The organism is Thermococcus atlanticus (assembly GCF_054657855.1).
In genome coordinates this window covers 167,489-185,090 of the sequence record NZ_BAAHXX010000001.1, presented here as the reverse complement: position 1 = coordinate 185,090, position 17,602 = coordinate 167,489, and the positions used below count along the sequence as shown (strand labels likewise).

The 17,602-nt window shown below is 50.5% G+C and carries 14 protein-coding genes; 8 read left to right on the top strand and 6 right to left on the bottom strand.

Annotation, left to right across the window (positions count from 1 at the left end):
* The 7 genes from ACYQ27_RS00945 to ACYQ27_RS00915 are packed head-to-tail and all read left to right on the top strand — an operon-like array spanning nucleotide 1 to nucleotide 9,445.
* Nucleotides 1–1,059 (top strand): FecCD family ABC transporter permease, encoded by a 1,059-nt coding sequence (locus ACYQ27_RS00945; protein ID WP_456452114.1) that lies wholly within the window; start codon nucleotides 1–3, stop codon nucleotides 1,057–1,059.
* The gene (locus ACYQ27_RS00940) at nucleotides 1,052–1,822 is read left to right on the top strand and encodes an ABC transporter ATP-binding protein (protein WP_460040793.1); all 771 of its coding nucleotides are present in this window, start codon (nucleotides 1,052–1,054) and stop codon (nucleotides 1,820–1,822) included. The genes ACYQ27_RS00945 and ACYQ27_RS00940 overlap by 8 nt, the downstream gene beginning before the upstream one ends.
* Nucleotides 1,822–2,772, top strand: a complete 951-nt coding sequence (locus ACYQ27_RS00935; RefSeq protein ID WP_460040792.1) for a hypothetical protein — start codon at nucleotides 1,822–1,824, stop codon at nucleotides 2,770–2,772. Before ACYQ27_RS00940 ends, ACYQ27_RS00935 begins: the two co-directional genes overlap by 1 nt.
* The gene (locus ACYQ27_RS00930) at nucleotides 2,769–2,894 is read left to right on the top strand and encodes a hypothetical protein (RefSeq protein WP_456452725.1); all 126 of its coding nucleotides are present in this window, start codon (nucleotides 2,769–2,771) and stop codon (nucleotides 2,892–2,894) included. The genes ACYQ27_RS00935 and ACYQ27_RS00930 overlap by 4 nt, the downstream gene beginning before the upstream one ends.
* Nucleotides 2,891–6,646 carry a cobaltochelatase subunit CobN gene (locus ACYQ27_RS00925; RefSeq protein ID WP_460040791.1) on the top strand — a complete coding sequence of 1,252 codons (3,756 nt, stop codon included), beginning with the start codon at nucleotides 2,891–2,893 and terminating at the stop codon, nucleotides 6,644–6,646. Before ACYQ27_RS00930 ends, ACYQ27_RS00925 begins: the two co-directional genes overlap by 4 nt.
* Entirely contained in the window at nucleotides 6,622–8,526 is a 1,905-nt protein-coding gene (locus ACYQ27_RS00920) for an ATP-binding protein (protein WP_456453796.1), read from the top strand. The genes ACYQ27_RS00925 and ACYQ27_RS00920 overlap by 25 nt, the downstream gene beginning before the upstream one ends.
* A gap of 4 nt (nucleotides 8,527–8,530) precedes the next feature.
* Nucleotides 8,531–9,445: a hypothetical protein gene (locus ACYQ27_RS00915; protein ID WP_456453797.1), complete on the top strand. Its 915-nt coding sequence runs from the start codon at nucleotides 8,531–8,533 to the stop codon at nucleotides 9,443–9,445.
* Here ACYQ27_RS00915 and ACYQ27_RS00910 read toward each other — a convergent pair.
* A complete protein-coding gene (locus ACYQ27_RS00910; RefSeq protein WP_456453802.1) occupies nucleotides 9,442–10,206 on the bottom strand; it encodes an NAD+ synthase in 765 nt (254 codons plus the stop codon). The genes ACYQ27_RS00915 and ACYQ27_RS00910 overlap by 4 nt on opposite strands.
* 298 nt (nucleotides 10,207–10,504) lie before the next feature.
* Between ACYQ27_RS00910 and thsB the strand changes: the two genes are divergently transcribed.
* Nucleotides 10,505–12,145: a thermosome subunit beta gene (thsB, locus tag ACYQ27_RS00905; RefSeq protein WP_460040790.1), complete on the top strand. Its 1,641-nt coding sequence runs from the start codon at nucleotides 10,505–10,507 to the stop codon at nucleotides 12,143–12,145.
* Nucleotides 12,146–12,151: 6 nt separating this feature from the next.
* Here the strand turns inward: thsB and taw3 are convergent, their stop codons facing one another.
* From taw3 to ACYQ27_RS00880, 5 genes are all read right to left on the bottom strand, one after another.
* Nucleotides 12,152–12,745, bottom strand: a complete 594-nt coding sequence (taw3, locus tag ACYQ27_RS00900; RefSeq protein ID WP_456453799.1) for a tRNA(Phe) 7-((3-amino-3-carboxypropyl)-4-demethylwyosine(37)-N(4))-methyltransferase Taw3 — start codon at nucleotides 12,743–12,745, stop codon at nucleotides 12,152–12,154.
* 4 nt (nucleotides 12,746–12,749) lie between these two features.
* Entirely contained in the window at nucleotides 12,750–13,799 is a 1,050-nt protein-coding gene (locus ACYQ27_RS00895) for an AAA family ATPase (protein ID WP_460040789.1), read from the bottom strand.
* Nucleotides 13,800–13,911: 112 nt separating this feature from the next.
* A complete protein-coding gene (locus ACYQ27_RS00890; protein WP_460041755.1) occupies nucleotides 13,912–15,405 on the bottom strand; it encodes an ABC transporter ATP-binding protein in 1,494 nt (497 codons plus the stop codon).
* An 11-nt stretch (nucleotides 15,406–15,416) separates the two neighbouring features.
* Complete coding sequence (locus ACYQ27_RS00885; protein ID WP_456453899.1) at nucleotides 15,417–15,563, bottom strand: hypothetical protein; 147 nt, start codon at nucleotides 15,561–15,563, stop codon at nucleotides 15,417–15,419.
* Nucleotides 15,564–15,596: 33 nt separating this feature from the next.
* Entirely contained in the window at nucleotides 15,597–17,582 is a 1,986-nt protein-coding gene (locus ACYQ27_RS00880) for an IGHMBP2 family helicase (protein WP_456453900.1), read from the bottom strand.
* Between the last annotated feature and the right edge of the window lie 20 nt (nucleotides 17,583–17,602).

Below are 17,602 nucleotides of genomic sequence, written 5' to 3'. Positions count from 1 at the left end.
ATGAACATGAGTATGAAACGGCTCCTCTTTCTCTTTCTTTTAACTTCTCCTCTCTTTTCCCTGCTCATAAGCCTGTGTATAGGGTCGTATCACATCCCGCTCCCGGCGATTATCAACATGCTCCTGATCAAAACCACACAGCTTGCCTCCACTGGCATGACCGCGATAACCCTTGGAAGATTAAATTTCGATATTCAGAATCACTATCCTGACGTTTATCGCGTAATTCTGTTTGAAATAAGACTTCCACGAGTCCTCCTGGCCATGATGGTGGGCTCGGCACTTGCGCTTTCAGGAGCTGTTCTCCAGGCAATATTTAGAAATCCCCTCGTTAACAGCTATATTCTGGGGATTTCCTCAGGGGCCGCCTTTGGAGCTGCGCTGGCAATAGGATTCTCCCTGGGTCTGGGCGTTACCCCCCTGGCGTTTGCTTTTGCCCTGCTCGCCGTGTTCTTGACAACATCCCTTGCGAAGATGGGGGGCAGAATAAGCCCCGTCTCACTCATTCTCGCCGGAATAATAGTCAATGCATTCTTCTCCGCATTAACCTCGCTGCTCAAGTTCCTGATGAGTCATGATAAACTCGCGAGTGTCGTTTACTGGCTCATGGGGAGCTTTGCAGATACCGACTGGCACTCGGTGAAAATGGCATTCCCTGTCATCCTCACGGGGTGCATCGTGATATATCTGATGAGATGGCAGCTTAACATACTTTCCTTCGGAGAGGAAGCCAGGCTCGTTGGGATTGAGACCGAGAGGATAAAATTCGTATTTATAGTGCTTGTTTCCCTCACTACAGCGGTTTCAGTTGCGTTCTGTGGGGTTATAGGATGGGTCGGCCTAATGGTTCCCCACATGGTCAGAATGGCCTTTGGGCCCGACCACAGGCAGCTAATCCCCCTCTCAATAACCGTTGGTGCATCTTTCATGGTTCTGGCGGATACATTGGCGAGATCAGTGGCCACCTATGAGATTCCAATCGGGATACTGACCACATTGCTTGGGATACCCTTCTTTGCCTATCTGTTGAGAAAGACGGGCGGTGGCTGGCATGCTTGAAGTTAAAGGATTATCCTTCAGCTACGGCGATTTCAGGGTTGAAAATGTTTGCTTCGAGGTTAATGAAGGTGAGATTCTAACTTTACTGGGCCCAAACGGCAGCGGGAAGACCACGATTTTAAAGAACCTCTATGGGCTGTTAAAGCCGGAAAAGAAGTGCGTCTTCATAGACGGCAGGGATTTTCATTCATTATCATTAAAGGAGAGGGCCAAACTTGCGGGCTACGTTCCCCAATCCCACTATCCCCCTTTTCCGTACACGGTTCTGGACGTCGTCGTTATGGGTCTAGCATCCCGGCTCGGTGTTTTCGAGAGTCCGCGGGAGGAACACTATGAGAAAGCTCTCGAAAAGCTCAGGCTTCTGGGAATGGAGCGGTTTAAGGATAGACCCTACACACGGCTGAGCGGGGGTCAATTACAGCTGGTTCTAATAGCGAGGGCTCTCGTGCAGGAACCAAAAGTCCTTCTTCTTGATGAGCCTACCGCTCATCTGGACTTCAAAAATCAGGTGAAGATTCTTGGGATTGTTAAAAAACTTGCGAGGGAAGAAAGGATTACGGCAATTCTGACACTCCATGATCCAAATCTGGCTTCAATTTATTCGGATAGGATAGCTCTGGTCAAGGAAGGAAGGATCAGGGCCGTTGGAGAGCCAAACGAGATTTTGAGAGAGGAGATGCTTGAAGAGGTTTACGGTGTCCCAATCCACATCCTGGAGTTCAATGGCTTCAGAGTTATCATACCAAAAACGGAGGTAGTGTAATGCAGGAGTTACTCATCACTTCAACGAAAATAGCCCTCAGCTTTTTAAAACGTTCCGTTCCCGGATTGCTTATCGGAATATTCGTAGCCGAGCTTTTAATCGAGAAAGGTATCATCAGCAGGCTTTCCCCTCTGGGGAAACCCTTTGTCAGGATTTCAAATCTTCCGGAGGAGTGTGCATTAACCTTTGCAACAGCCTTCTTAAATACGAGAGCCGCTAATGCCATGCTCATAGATTTTTACAAAGAGGGGAAAATAGGCAGGAGGGAGCTCTACATTGCCTCCCTCATGAACGCATTTCCCGCAATGGTCAGGCACTGGAACTCAATGATCCCGGTCCTTCTGGCAACGCTTGGAGGGCTTGGTTTGCTTTATTTCGGAATCCTGGTTCTTATCGGGTTTATCCAGACAACGGTTTTTGCATTTGCAGGAAAGCTCCTGATTAAAAACCCAAAACAAATAAAAGGTGTTAAAAACCCAGCCAAAAATTCCCGGGAGCCATTTAAAAAAGTTTTAAGAAAGGCCTTAGCAAAAACCAGGAAGCACTCAATTCCAATTTTAAAAACCATGATACTGACAACTTACATAACCGCCCTGCTCATAGCTGCGGGCTTTTTTGAGTATTTAACCTCTCTCGTAAAAGATTTCGCAGCTTTCCTTCCTCTTTCACCTGAAGAAATTAGTGTGGCCTTAAGTGCTATGGGGAGCAGCATAGCGGCTTATACCCTCGGTGCAAACCTCTTAAAAGCCGGATTGATAAGCGAAAAAGCCCTAATAAGGTCTCTCCTTCTCGGGTCAGTTCTCGCAAACATAACCTTTCTGAGGGTGCTGATTCCCTATTATATCGGTCTGTATGGGGCCAGAGATGGGACGAAGATTATGCTCATCTCGATGACGACGCGGAGCGCCATCATACTTTGTTTTATACTCCTGATGGGGGTGATGTTGTGATATACCGGGGTTCCCATAACTTCATGGGCCGTGAATCTCCTACGGAGAGGAATACCCTTGTGGACATCTCAAAGATGGACATCCTCAAGAGGGCAAACCTTAAACAGGAGGGATTGAGATGATATGCTTCATACTGGGTTACGGTGCAAGGCCTCTGCCCGTGCTGGAAAAAATACTGGAAGAGGAAAAAATCGATGGGGTCGTTTTAACGGATCAGAACTGTGAGAAAGAGCTCGAAAAAGTTGAAAAAGCCAAGGTAATCTTCATTTATGCCCACGAACTTCCCGGGGTTGTGGAGGAGAAAATTAAGGGAAGCAAAGCCAGGGTTATCGCATGTGCGGGTATGGAAAGCCTAACCAATGTCCCCGAAGATACCCTTATCACAGCTAAATCCTACTACGTCCTCGGTGGTGATGAGAACCTGAGGAACCTAGCCAGGTTTTTGGCAAACCTGGCGGGTGAAGAGAGGGAGTATGAAGAGCCGAAGGAAGTTCCAATGCAGGGCGTATACCACCCGAATTTGGGGGTTTTTGAGAGCCTGGAGGAATATCTGGAGGCTTATGATAGGAGACCCCTCATTGGAGTTCTGTTCTGGAGGAGCGCCTGGCTCTATAAGGAATTCAGGCCGATTGAAGAGCTCATCAAAGCCCTTGAAGGTGAGGGGTTTGGAGTAATTCCTGTTTTCACCTACGGAAAAGACTCAACGACGGGGCTTGGGAAGGAGAAGAACGAGGCCCTTGGGGAGTTCTTCATGAAGGATGGAAAACCAGTTATTGAGGCACTGGTAAGTTTAATTTCCTTCGGCACCGTTGATTTGAAGAATCTGGAAAAACTCAACATTCCGGTTTTTGCTCCAATTCGCTCCTACTATAAAGGCCTCAGAGAGTGGAAGGAAGGAGAGGGCGTTGATTATATGACACAGGTCTATGGAGTGATAATCCCTGAGATTGCTGGGGCAATTGAGCCCATATTCATAGCGGGAACCAGAAATATTGAGGGCTACAAGGCTGGAGAACCATACAAAGAGCACATGATATATCTCGCGAAGAGGGTGGGGAGATGGCTCGAGCTGAGGAAGAAGCCAAAAAGCGAAGTTAAAATCGCAATAGTCCTAATAAATCCGCCCTGCAAGGGGCTTGAGGCCAGCATAGGCGTTGGGCTTGGCTTAGATGTTCCGGAGAGCATAGTTAGACTTCTGCACAGGTTAAAAGAAGAAGGCTACTATGTTGGTGAAGAGCTTCCAAAGAATGGGGAAGAACTAATAAGAATGATTCTGGAGAGAAAGGCAATAAGCGAGTTCAGATGGACAAGTGTCGAGGAAATCGTCAAAAGCGGCGGAGCGGTTGACTTCGTAAGTTTGGAGGACTATCTGGAGTGGTTTAATGAGCTTCCCGGGGACCTGAGAGAAAAAATAGTCGAAGATTGGGGAAGACCAGAGGATGTCCTGGCGGGGAAAGTCAGCAAAGAGCTCGTCGGCATGGTTTATGATGGAAAGTTTGTCGTCCCGGGAATAAGGTTTGGAAACGTCTTCATTACGCCACAGCCAAAGTTCGGCTGCGCCGGGGCGAGGTGCGACGGAAAAGTCTGTAGAGTCCTCCACGACCCGACGATAGTTCCACCGCACCAGTGGTGGGCCGTCTACAGGTGGATAACGCGGGTATTTGGAGCAGATGTAATGATACACTTCGGAACTCACGGCTATCTGGAATTCAGGCCCGGAAAAAGCGTTGGGCTTTCCCCTTCGTGCGTTCCCGAAGCTTCCCTGGACGATGTTCCGCACCTCTACGTTTATGCCGTCTCCAATCCCATGGAGGGAGTTATAGCCAAGCGGAGAGGTTACGCAACGCTGATAGACCACATCTATCCTCCAATGGGGATGGCCGAGGTTCTGGATGATTTAGATTCCCTCCTGAATCAGTATGCGAAGGCAAAGAGCCTGGGAGATGATGCAAGGAGGAGGAAGATTTATGAGCAGATTCTGGAGAAAGCCGAGGAGAACAGGATAAGAGTAGCAAACCCTGAAAATGAAGAACGGACGATAGAGGAAATCCACCGCTACGCTGATTTAATGAGAGGCTCTCAGATTAACCTCGGTCTCCATATCTTTGGATATCCACCGAAAGATCCCGGGAGGCTGGCGGAATACATTGCCACAGCGATGGCCTACGATTCCCACGCTTTTCCTTCGATTAAGCGTGTCATTGCCGAGGCAGCAGGCTTGGACTACGATGAGATAAGAAAGAACCCCCTAGAGGCTGCAAATGGATTCGCGAACAGGGAACTGCTGCATATCTTCCACAAAATTGCCGTCAAAAGCTTGGAGCGTTTGCTTAATGGAGAAGGCTTTAATGTCATTGAGGAAGAAATTGAAAAGTCCGGATTCCAGGTTAAGGAGAAAGAAAAGCTTGAGAAAACGTTCAGAAAAGCCCTTGAGGTTGCTCAAAAAATTGCTGAATGCGAAAGGGAATATAATGGCTTTTTAGAAGGCGTGGAAGGAAAATATGTAAAGCCGGGCCCATCCGGTGCCATAACGAGGGGGAAGTTTGAGATTTTGCCGACCGGGAGAAACTTCTATGCGGTTGACCCGAGGACTCTGCCAACTAAAGCGGCGTGGCAAATTGGAGTTGAAACCGCCGAGAAACTCCTGGAAGAGTATAAGAAGAAGCATGGAAAATACCCCGAAAGCGTTGGACAGGTTCTCTGGAGTGTAGATGGATATAAGGCGGATGGCGAGCAGATAGCCCAGATACTATATTTGCTTGGAGTTAAGCCAATCTGGAAAGGGGACGTGGTTGCCGGGCTTGAGGTAATCCCCATTGAGGAGCTCGGAAGACCTAGGATCGACGTCCTCGTGAGAATAAGCGGAATCGTTAGGGATACACTGCCGAACTACATCTACCTCATAGATGAGGCGGTGGAAAAGGTTGTTACCCTGGATGAGCCGTTAGAAATGAATTACGTTAGAAAGCACTACATTGAGCACATTAAAAAGCTGATTGAGCTCGGAAAGAGCTTTGAAGAGGCTCAAAAGTTTGCGAGGTTTAGAGTCTTCTCCGCCCCACCCGGAGCTTATGGGGCCGGTGTAAACCTGGCGGTTGAGTCCTCTGGGTGGAGAGATGATGAAGATCTGGCAAAGGTCTGGGTTCAGTGGAGCGGCTACGCCTATGGAAGGGATGCATTTGGTGTCAATGCCAGGGACTCGCTGGTTTTGAACTTAAGGGAAGTTGACGTCATCAACAGGAACCACATAAGCGATGAGCACGACCCAACGAACTGCTGCTGCTATTTTGCCTATCACGGTGGATTTAAAACAGCGGTGGAGGCTTTAACGGGCAGGAACGTCGAGGTGGTTCAGACCGACACGAGGGATGTGAGCGACGCAAAGATAATCGACATGAAGGACGAGCTTGAGCGCGTTGTGAGGGCAAAGCTGCTCAACGACAGATGGATAGACGAGATGAAGAAGCACGGCTACAGGGGGGCGAACGAGTTTTCAAAGAAAATCCTTCACCTCTACGGCTGGGAGGCAACAACGAAGCTTGTTGAAGACTGGGTTTTTGATGAAATAGCGCAAAAGTACGTTCTTGATGAAGAGATGAGGAGATGGTTTGAGGAGCACAATCCCTACGCCATCGAGGAAATCGCAAGGCGTCTAATAGAGGCCTATGAGCGCGGCCTATGGGAGACGAGCAATGAGCTGATTGAAAGACTTATGGAGGCTTACTCCGAAATTGAGGGGCTTCTGGAGGAGCACCTTGGAGAGGGGGAAGTCCAGGGAGGAACCATCGAAATCTACACGGCTGAGGATGACGAACACTGGAGTGAAAAGGTTGAGGAGGTGGATAAAATATGGAAGCTCGTGAAAAACGCTTAATCTTTCCATTTTCGGCAATAGTTGGACAGGAGAAGGCTAAATTGGCCCTGCTCTGTGTGGCGGTCAATCCGCTGATCGGTGGTGTCCTGCTCAAGGGAGACAAAGGAACCGGAAAATCGACCCTCGTTAGAGCTCTGGCCAACGTTTTGCCCGAGATTGAGGTCGTGGCCGACTGTCCCTTCAACTGCAATCCCATGAATCCCCTGGAGATGTGCGACAGCTGCTATGAGCGGTACGAGGGGGGTGAAGAGCTGCCGGTTGCAAGGAGAAGGATGCGCGTTGTGGACTTGCCCTTAAGCGTTACCATAGATAGACTGGTTGGAACAGTTGATGTGGAGCGCTTTTTGAGTGAGGGCAAAAAAGCTTTACAGCCGGGAATACTTGCGGAGGCCAACAGGGGAGTGCTTTACATCGATGAGGTTAACCTTCTCGATGACTACATAGCCGATTCGCTACTGGATGCCGCGGCAATGGGATGGAACACCATAGAGAGGGAGGGCATTTCCTTCAGGCATCCCGCTCGCTTTATTCTGGTCGGGAGCATGAACCCGGAGGAGGGTGAGCTCAGGCCTCAAATCCTCGACAGATTTGGCTTATGTGTTGAGGTTTCAGCACCGATGAACCCTGAGGACAGGGTGGAGATAGTTAAGCGCGTTGAGGAGTTCCATGAGGATCCAATAGGCTTTTACAGGAAATTTGAGAGCGAAGAGAAGAGGCTCACGGAGAGAATCGTTAAGGCAAGGGAGCTCCTCCCGAAGGTTGAGATAAGCGACGACCTGCTCAAGCTTTTGGCCGAGACCGTGATTAACCTGGGCATAAAGACCAGCAGGGCTGAAATCACCACGATAAAAACGGCCAAAGCAATAGCCGCTTTAAACGGAAGGAGAAGGGTTTCCCTTGAGGACTTAGAGAAGGCCATGGAGCTGGCTTTGCCGCACCGCCTGAGGGACAAGCCCTTTCAAAAGCCACCCCGGATGAAGCCTCCAAAGCCCGAAGGGGATAAGCATGAGCATAAGCACGAGCACAGGCATGAGCAGGGGAAGGAGGAAAAAAGCGGAAGCGCTCGAAGTCAGGGGGCTGGAAACCTTGAGCAGAATTTTCGCTCAGGGGAGGTTAAAATTCCAAGAATAGAGGGCAGGAACTTTGATGGAAAAGACTTTGCCGGCTACCGCTCCTCAAGGGATGTAAGCGTTACCGTGGTGAACTTTCCGAAGGGAATTCCCGTCTCCTATCTTCCGCCCGCCAACGGCAGAATTAAGGATGTGGATTTTTACAACTCCCTGGTATGGGCCGTGCTCAGCGGTAAAAAGCCCCCGATAAGGCTTGATCTAAAGGACGTGCGCGTTAGGGTTAGGAGGGCGAAGGCTCCCACGCTCTGGGTTCTCCTCCTGGACTCAAGCGGAAGCATGGCCGTCAAGAGGAGAATAAGCATTGCAAAGGGGATAGCGGAAAAGCTGGTTGAAAACGGGTACACAAAGCGGTCAAAGATGGCCCTGATAGTCGCCAGGGGCAAACAGGCGGAGGTTTTTGTTCCGCCAACCAGGAACTACTGGGAGGTGCTTGAGAGGATAGAGAGCGTCCCGACCGGAGGGAGAACGCCTTTGAGTTCGGCCCTCTACAACCTTCTGCTTCTGGCCGGCAGGGAGAGGATGAAGGATAAATCCCTGAAGGTCAGGGCTTTTCTGATAACAGATGGAAAGGCTAATGTTCCCCTTTCTGGAAAGAAAATTAAGGATGAAATCATTGAACTTGCAAAAGCATTGAGGAAGAAAGATATCGAGCTCAGCATTTACGATACGAGGGGAGGCGGGATAAGTCCCGGAGTTTCATATCTCCATCTCTTAGAGAAAGCTGCAAACGCTAAAGTTTACAGGATGTGAGAGATTGGACTTTCTGAGGCTTTACATGATTTCAATAGCATCGATTACTCTCGGGTATATTTTGGCTGAGACTTTAAGTGAGACAAACCTGATAAGGCTCATCGGTGTCAAGACGGCAAAGATAGCAAAGCTCGGCATCCATCCAGCCTTAACACCTGTTCCTGCTCTATATCTGGTCAGCCCGAGAGTTGCCCACGCAAATGCATCTGCTCTGTTGAAGGAGGAGCGGATTGAGCCGGTTGACCTTTATATAGCGATACTTGCCTCAAACCTTTCGCTCAGGATTATGTACGTCTACCGCTACTATCTGCCGGTACTTCTGCCCCTCTTGGGCATTGTAACGCTTTATTTCATCGGTCTTAGGATTCTTTTTGATTTTCTTCTTGTTTTTGTTGTTTTGATGATTGGACGTAGGAGATACAAAGGTGAAAAAGTCAACAGCGAGAATAACAAAATTAAGCTTAACTTTTCAAAGAAGGCTTTCAAAAAGGGATTAATCAAGGGGCTAAAAGCCTCACTGAAGTTTGTTTCCAGATTTACCCCTCTTTTCCTCTTGGTTGTCTCAATGCTTAAGTCCGGAGCATCGGAGAGGCTGACTCTACTACTGTTCCCAATCCTTGGAAGTCTCGGCCTGGATTCCCTGGGGATGACCTATATTACAACCGCTGTGTTCAGCCCAAGGGCCGCTTATGGAATAGCCAAAGTGATGCTAGGTTACAATTACCCGATGCAAAAGGTCTTAGGTTGCATGTTCCTTGGGAATGGGCTGTTTGTCCTTCTCAATGAAAGCTGGGTTAGGATTCTGCCGTTTTATTCTGGGCTCTATCCGAGGGAAGTGACTTTAAGGCTGCTTCTTCTCCAGGCGGGGCTTCCTTCTACTTACAACATCCTTTTGGGGATTTTGTTACTTAAGCTCTAAAATTCTGGTCCTGTTGGTAGTTTTCTCTTGTGTTCGCTTTTCTTTATTAGGTTTTCAACATATTCAACTTTCTCGATTGGAATGTTCAGCTCTTCGGCAATTTTCTCCTTGGGCATTTTCAAGTCAACTAATCTGTAAAGGATTTCGTCCAAGAGTTTGTAGCTTATGCAGAGCTCATCCTCATCCGTCTGCCCTATCCAGAGCCCAGCAGTGGGCTTCTTCTTAATGATCCTCTCTGGAACGCCCAACCTTTTGGCAATCTCCCAGACCTCCATCTTGTAGAGGTTTATGAGCGGAGCATAATCGCTCGCACCATCACCCCACTTAGTATAATAGCCCGTCAAAAGCTCGCTCTTATTGCTTGTTCCCAAGACAAGGAGGTTGTACTGGTTCGCGTAAGCGTAGAGGAGAATCATTCTTGTTCTTACCATTATGTTGCCTCTAGTAATCTTGTCCGGTTCAAAATCAAAGCTTTTTTCAAAAGCATCAACGACTGGTTTAATGTTAATGATTTTATAGTTGATTCCAAGGGCCTCACAGACTAATTTCGCATCTTCCACATCCTGATTCTCATAATACGGCATTATCAATCCGAGGACTTTCTCTTTTCCCAAAACCTTCACTGCAAGAAAAGCCGTTGTTGCACTATCAACACCACCACTAACACCAACCACAACGCCACTTGCATTTGCTTCCTCCACCTTCTCCCGAATAAAAGAAACCAGCTTTGTAATTGCCTCCTCATAGTCAAGTTGCCTCATTGCAATCACTCCCTCAAATGATACAAACAACAGGTAGATTTAAACATTAGGTACTCACTTAGATCTGTCCTGCAGATAACACAGGCTTTCACATTGATTTTAGATTTTAATATAGCCTGATCTCATTACACCCAACCAATACCTAAAGGTCATATTTAGGACTTTCCTCCCACAATTTGATGGAGTGACAATGACCGAAAAATTTATAAATAACCTAAAGGAACCATAAACCGGAAGTACCTGTTGTAACTAAAAGCCCTCCTTCGAGGAAATAAAAAACAGAAGGAGGTGATTGGAGATGGCACAGCTTGCCGGACAGCCGGTCGTTATTCTGCCTGAAGGAACCCAGAGGTACGTCGGAAGGGACGCCCAGAGGTTAAACATTTTAGCTGCAAGGATTATAGCCGAGACGGTTAGAACAACACTCGGCCCGAAGGGAATGGATAAAATGCTCGTCGACAGCCTCGGCGACATCGTCATCACCAACGACGGTGCAACGATTCTCGACGAGATGGACATCCAGCACCCTGCTGCTAAGATGATGGTTGAGGTTGCCAAGACTCAGGACAAGGAGGCGGGTGATGGAACTACTACCGCCGTCGTCATCGCCGGTGAGCTTCTCAGGAAGGCCGAGGAGCTCCTCGACCAGAACATCCACCCGAGCATAGTCATCAAGGGTTACGCTCTCGCTGCCGAGAAGGCCCAGGAGATACTCGACGAGATAGCCAAGGACGTGGACGTTGAGGACGTTGAGACCCTCAAGAAGGCCGCTGTTACAGCCATCACCGGAAAGGCAGCGGAGGAGGAGCGCGAATACCTCGCGGGGATAGCCGTTGAGGCAGTCAGACAGGTCGCAGAGAAAATTGATGGAAAGTACAAGGTGGACCTCGACAACATAAAGTTCGAGAAGAAGGAAGGAGGAAGCGTCAAGGACACCAAGCTCATCAGAGGTGTCGTTATCGACAAGGAAGTCGTTCACCCCGGCATGCCGAAGAGGGTTGAGGGAGCGAAGATAGCCCTCATCAACGAGGCCCTTGAGGTCAAGGAGACCGAGACAGATGCCGAGATCAGAATCACCAGCCCGGAGCAGCTCCAGGCCTTCCTTGAGCAGGAGGAGAAGATGCTCCGCGAGATGGTCGAGAAGATCAAGGAGGTTGGAGCAAACGTCGTCTTCGTCCAGAAGGGCATCGACGACCTCGCCCAGCACTACCTGGCCAAGTACGGCATTCTCGCCGTGAGGAGGGTCAAGAAGAGCGACATGGAGAAGCTCGCGAAAGCGACAGGAGCTAAAATCGTCACCAACGTGCGCGACCTCACCAGCGAGGACCTCGGTGAGGCCGAGCTCGTCGAGCAGAGGAAGGTGGCCGGCGAGAACATGATCTTCGTTGAGGGCTGCAGGAACCCGAAGGCTGTGACAATACTCATCCGCGGCGGCACCGAGCACGTGGTCGACGAGGTCGAGAGGGCGCTCGAAGATGCAGTCAAGGTTAGCAAGGACATAATTGAGGACGGCAAGATACTCGCCGCCGGCGGTGCTCCGGAGATCGAGCTCGCCATCAGGCTCGACGAGTATGCAAAGGAGGTCGGCGGCAAGGAGGCCCTTGCAATAGAGAACTTCGCAGAGGCCCTCAAGATAATCCCGAGGACGCTCGCTGAGAACGCAGGTCTCGACCCGATCGAGACCCTCGTTAAGGTCATAGCAGCACACAAGGAGAAGGGACCGACCATCGGTGTCGACGTCTTCGAGGGCGAGCCTGCCGACATGATGGAGCGCGGCGTCATCGCTCCGGTCAGGGTCACCAAGCAGGCCATCAAGAGCGCCAGCGAGGCTGCGATAATGATCCTCAGGATCGACGACGTCATCGCGGCGAGCAAGCTGGAGAAGGAGAAGGAAGGCGGAAAGGGCGGCAGCGAGGACTTTGGAAGTGACCTCGACTGAAGGCCTTTAACTTTTTAGCCTTTCAATCTCTTCCTCCAGTCTCTTCAACTTCCCCTTTATGCGCCTCACCTGTGCATTGGCGAGGTTTACGATTTTCTTGATATACTCCTCATCCACCCAGAGCTCCCCGTCAGAGCCGAGGGGGACGTCCATTCTCTCGGTGGAGCGAATCTCAACGAGGAGCTTCTTGTGGCTGACGCTCTTTATGTTCGAATACTTGAAGCCAAGGCCTATCGCAAGGTTGAGTAGCTTTACCGCATCCTCCATTGTCTTAGCCGAAACGTGGAGGATTGGACTTCTAACTAAAAACCAAAGCTGGCCCTTTGAGTGCCTCCCGATTGCCTCAAGAACCTCCCCAACGGTAACCTCGCGGTGCCACTTGCCGAGCCAGACCGAGTTCACCTTGTCCCCGAAGTGGGGCATCTCCATAACCGAGATTCTGCCAGAGCAGGAGGAGGTAGTAAAATAATTATCGAGGGAGTTGATTTCCTCCAAGAGAGGAATTATATCACCATCTACCTTGTTTTCAGCCAGAGCTCTCCTCAGGCCCTCCATAGCTCTGGCCTTTTGCTCGTCGAAGTTTTTAGTGTAGAGGAACATGGTATCATCTCCCTTGCATCAGCAGTGCCGCCTTTCGATAGGACGGTTCGGTGAACCTGTACACAACCCGGTTCCCGATTTGGGATTTTGAGACGACGTAAAGGTCGTTCATTAGCGCATCTAAGAGAGAATGAAGAGCTCTTTTTGAAATGCCTGTTTTTTCCAGTTCGCTCCAAGTTGCTCCGTATGAGAGCAGTTTTATGGCCATTGGGGCACTTGGAGACCTTCCCTCCAGTAGGTTCTCAAGTTCTCGTTTGGCTTCTTTTACTGCACTTTCGCTGACTCTGTGGAGGGCTTTTACATGTTCATCCCCCAAACAGCGTCTTAAGCCGTAGGCGCTGAGCCAGCCCGGCAGGGTTCCAAGTTCCCACAGGATGTCCTCAAGTTCTTTCTCCGATACTTTTACTCCACACTCATTGAGTCCTTCCCGCAGGAACTCCTCCGCGACGTCCCGTTCCCAGGGGTTAAGCGTTATCTCAATGGGTTGTCTGGCGTAGAGACCCTCCGAATATGTCTGAGAAAACAGTTTTTTCACGAGTCCAGCATACGAGCCAGAAAAGACTATCAACAGTTCAGGATTCTCGTTGAATATGACGGATAGCGCATTGAGAAACTGGGGCAGTCCTTCTTTGACTTTTTGTATCTCATCAAAGATGATTACGGTTTTCTTTAGATTTCTGAGGGCTTCCTCAAGGGCTCCCGATGCGGAGGCACTGGGTTTCAGCCTGATTTCAAGGCCTTTAATCGTAATGGCTGATAGATATCTCCCAATCTTCCTGATGACACCCCTTGGGAGGTTGCGGAGTATCCTTTCGGTGGCTTCTCGAAGGGTCGTTGAGTTTCTCAAATCTATATAGACGACAGAATATCCATACCTCTTTGCGAACTCCCTGGAAGATGCAATCGCAAGACTCGTCTTTCCGGCCATTCTTGGGCCCAAAACCGCGACCCAGCTGTTTGATTCGAGGGTGTTGATTAGCCTTCTAACTTCGGCCTCCCTTCCAAAAAGTTCCTCCACCCTCTCCCTTGGACGAGGGGAAAACCACTGGTTCATCCCGACCCCCGAAACATGTTTCGGGGGTATCCTTTAAAAAGATGTTCCTTTTCGGTATCTCTTCATGCTTGCAAATTCACTCTATATTAACTTTCGTGTCCACGACCTTTTCTCATGGCCTCTCCTGCTCCCTGAACAGCTCGCGGTAGCGTTCACAGCTCTCGAAGAGCTCCTCATGCATTCCCCTGCAGATGATTCTACCCCCATCAAGAACCCAAATCTCTTCCATTCCTCTGACCGTCGAGAGCCTGTGAGAGATTATGATTAAAGTCATCTCGCTCTCCAGGAGCCTCCTAAGAACTCTCGCTTCCCTCTCTGAGTCCATGCCGGAGGTTGCCTCATCGAGGATTAGAATCCGTGGGTTCCGTGCCAGAGCCCTAGCAAGACCAATCCTCTGCCTCTGTCCCAGCGAGAGGTTCTTACCACCCTCTTCAATCACGTAGTCGAGGTCAAAATCGCTGAGCTCCACAGCCCCGAGCAATTCCCCGAGCCTCCAGTCAGGGATTTCCTTTCCAAGCGTCAGGTTCTCGCGAAGGGTTCCGGTGAAGAGGTACGGGTGAGAGGGAACGTATATGAGGAAATCGCCGAGCAAGGCAGACGGAGGACAGTTGCCAACGCTCACCTCGCCCCCAGTCGGCTCAATAAGCCCAGCGAGGATTAGGGCGAGCGTTGTTTTTCCAACGCCTGAAGGCCCGACTATCCCGAGCTTTCCTCCCTCAGGGATTTTCCCGTTGATTCCTTTGAGGACTCTCGAATCCCCGTAGGATAAAGAGACGTTCCTCAGCTTGACTTCATAGGAGTCCGGAGAGCAGACAAGCTTTTTCCGCCCTGGAATCTCCCGCTCGATGATATCCCATATTCTCTCTATAACCGGAACCGCGCGATGGTAGCTACTCCAGAAGAAGGCAAAGCGTTCAACCGGGTAGTAAACCCTGCCAAGGTACGAGAAAACGGCCACAGCAGATGAGAGTGTCGCCATATCATTTTTGACGAGGACAACGACGGAGAGCAGGATAAGGAGCGGGAGAATCGTCGAGAGATACGACTGCAGGCCGTAGTTGGCGCTACTGTAGAATGCGACCCTCTTCGAGGCCTCAACCCACTCGTCTAGCTTCCTCGAAACCCTCTCCACCAGGTAGCTGAAGGCATCCAGGGACTTTGCATCGAGCCTGCCGTCGAGGCCCTCCTTGAAGTACTCAACCGTCTCCGAGTACCTCTTTCTCTCCTCGGCCGATGCTATCTTGAGACCGTGGATAAAGGCCCTGAGCGAGAGACCGTAGACGGGGAGGGTGAGAAGCGTAATGGTGCCGAGGTAGAAGTTCAGCCTGAAGACGACGATGATGGAAACGAAGAGCGAGAAGGCTTCGATAATTACAGCGGGAATCAGGGACATGCCCATCCTGCCAACTATCTCCGTGTCAGACTGGATGCGGGAGAGGGCATCGCCGGTGTCGAGGTCTTCAGCTAGGAGTGTTGAGATGAATAGCTTCCTCTTTAGCCAGGCAGCGGCTTTGGTCTCGGCAAAGTTGCTCACGAAGCCAGAGTAGAGATAAATAATTGTAGAGGCCGTGTAAAGGAGAACGATTATCCCGATGTACTCAAGAATTTCCCGTGTGCCTAGTCTTTCAAGGTTTGCGAGAAGTCCCTGAGGTAGAAGGGCACCATCGCCGAGAGGAGCGTTGAGATAGTCCCAAGGATTATGATGAGAGCCATGTAACGTTTATGGGCAAGGCCAATTTGAAGCACCCTGCGGACGTTGCTCAATTAACCTCCCCAACAGGGATAAGCGTTTTTTTCTTAAGCGTTTCGCAAACTTCGGGTTTTGAACAGAGAGTTTGCATCAACAACCGTCTCCTTCGCCCCCACGAACTCCACCAGCCGTTTATAGGTCGGATGGACGCTCAGCGTCGAGGAATCCCCTATCAAAATCAGCTTCCTCTTTGCCCTCGTCAGTGAGACGTTTAACCTTCTCAGATCCTTCAGGAAGCCGAGCTCACCCTTTCTGTTGGAGCGGACGAAGGAGAGAACGATTACCTCCTTTTCCCTGCCCTGATAGCCGTCTACCGTCTTCACCTCAACTTCCTCGGGCAGGAGGGAGCTTATCAGGTCGCGCTGGTCGTCGTAGGGCGTTATGACGCCGATCCACTCGGCCTTAACGCCGAGCTCTAAGAGTCCCTCGACGGTCTCCTTAACGAGCTTCGCCTCCAGCGGATTCTCACGGCTCTCGCTTCCATAACGCTGCCTCTCGAAGCGGTTTTTAAGCCTGGAGGTGTCGATGAAGACCAGAACGTTCTCAGGCTTTAGAACCTCTTCCCAGGGGCCATTCTCGGGGCATTTAACTCCAAGGTCGGCGAGCGTTATGTTCCTAACGCTTTCGTCAGCCTCTATCCTGCCTTCGTAGAACTCCCTGCTGGGAAACTCCATAAGACGGGAATTCATCCTGTACTGGACGGTGAGCATTTTAGCTTTCCGGGGATAGCGCTCTATTAACATTTCAAAAAGCGTCCTGCTCAGCTCCTCAGCATCCTCGCTGAGTACCGTTGGCGGCAGCTGTTTATGATCTCCGGCCAAGATGAACCTCTCTGCCTTCGAAACGGGTATGAGGATGCTCGGAATGGTCGCCTGAGAAGCCTCATCCACCACGGCAACATCAAACTCAATCCCCTCCATGAACTCCAGTGCCGCCGATGAGTTCGTGCTCAGAACGACCTCCGCCCTCTCCATTATCTCCCTGATTATCCCCTCCTCCACCTGTTTTGCGGCATCATAAAGCTTCTGAATCTCCTCATTGAACCTTATCCACTGGGCCATTGATCCAACGACCTTTGCAGGAACGCCTCTAGCCCCGATTCCCTTCTCAGCGAGCTTTACTATCTGCCTATCAGTCAGCCCCCTCCTCCACTGCTGGGTTGGCTTTATGAACTGATCCCTGAGAATCACCAGCCTCTCGGCTCTGTTCCTAAGCTCTCTCACCCTCTTGTACTTCCCGTGGCTCTCAACCTGATACGCCAGCGTGCATTCCCTCAGATGCCTTGAAACCCTTGAAGGATGCCCCAGACGCACGAGATTAACCTTCCCCCACAGGCGCTCCACGAGGTTGTCAACGGCTACGTTGCTCTCGGCTGTGGCCAAAACCTTATTTCCGCGCTTAACTTCCTGCAGAATGAGTTCCGCAATGGTTCTCGTCTTTCCCGTACCGAACGGGCCGTGAATCAGGAAGAAGTCATCGCTCCCCAGTGCGAGCGAAACCGCCTCCATCTGGCTTCTGTTAAGCCCGGTGTCAGAGGGCTCAAACTCAGCACCGGAAGTTTCCCCCGGCTCCTCCATGCCTAGGGCAAACCTTAAAGCCCGCTTCCCGCTCTCACAGAGCTTTTCGAGATTCTCAATCTGCCTTTTGAACGTAACGTCATTGGCGTAGAGGTCTATCCGGGCATTTTTAAGGGCCCAGCGCGGAACGCTCTCAAGCGCCACAATCATATACCGCCTCCCTTTCTCAACAACGGTTCCGATTAAATCGCTCACAAGGGGATTTCCCCGGCTTATCACAACAAGATCCCCCACGCTTATCTCCGTCTTTATCTCCCTCTCACGGCCGTATTTGACAAGCCTGAAGCCGAACTCCTCACCGGCGACCCTGCCGTTAAGGCCCAAGACAGCCCTGCCGGCTTTCTCCCGATCCCTGCCGGAGAGCTTCCTCATCTCCTCCCTCATGGCGTCTATCTCTGCCTTTCTCTCAAGCTCCACGAGCTCTTTAAGGTGGTGTATGTACCGCCGGAGATTCATTTTTCTCACCCGGAGTCTGC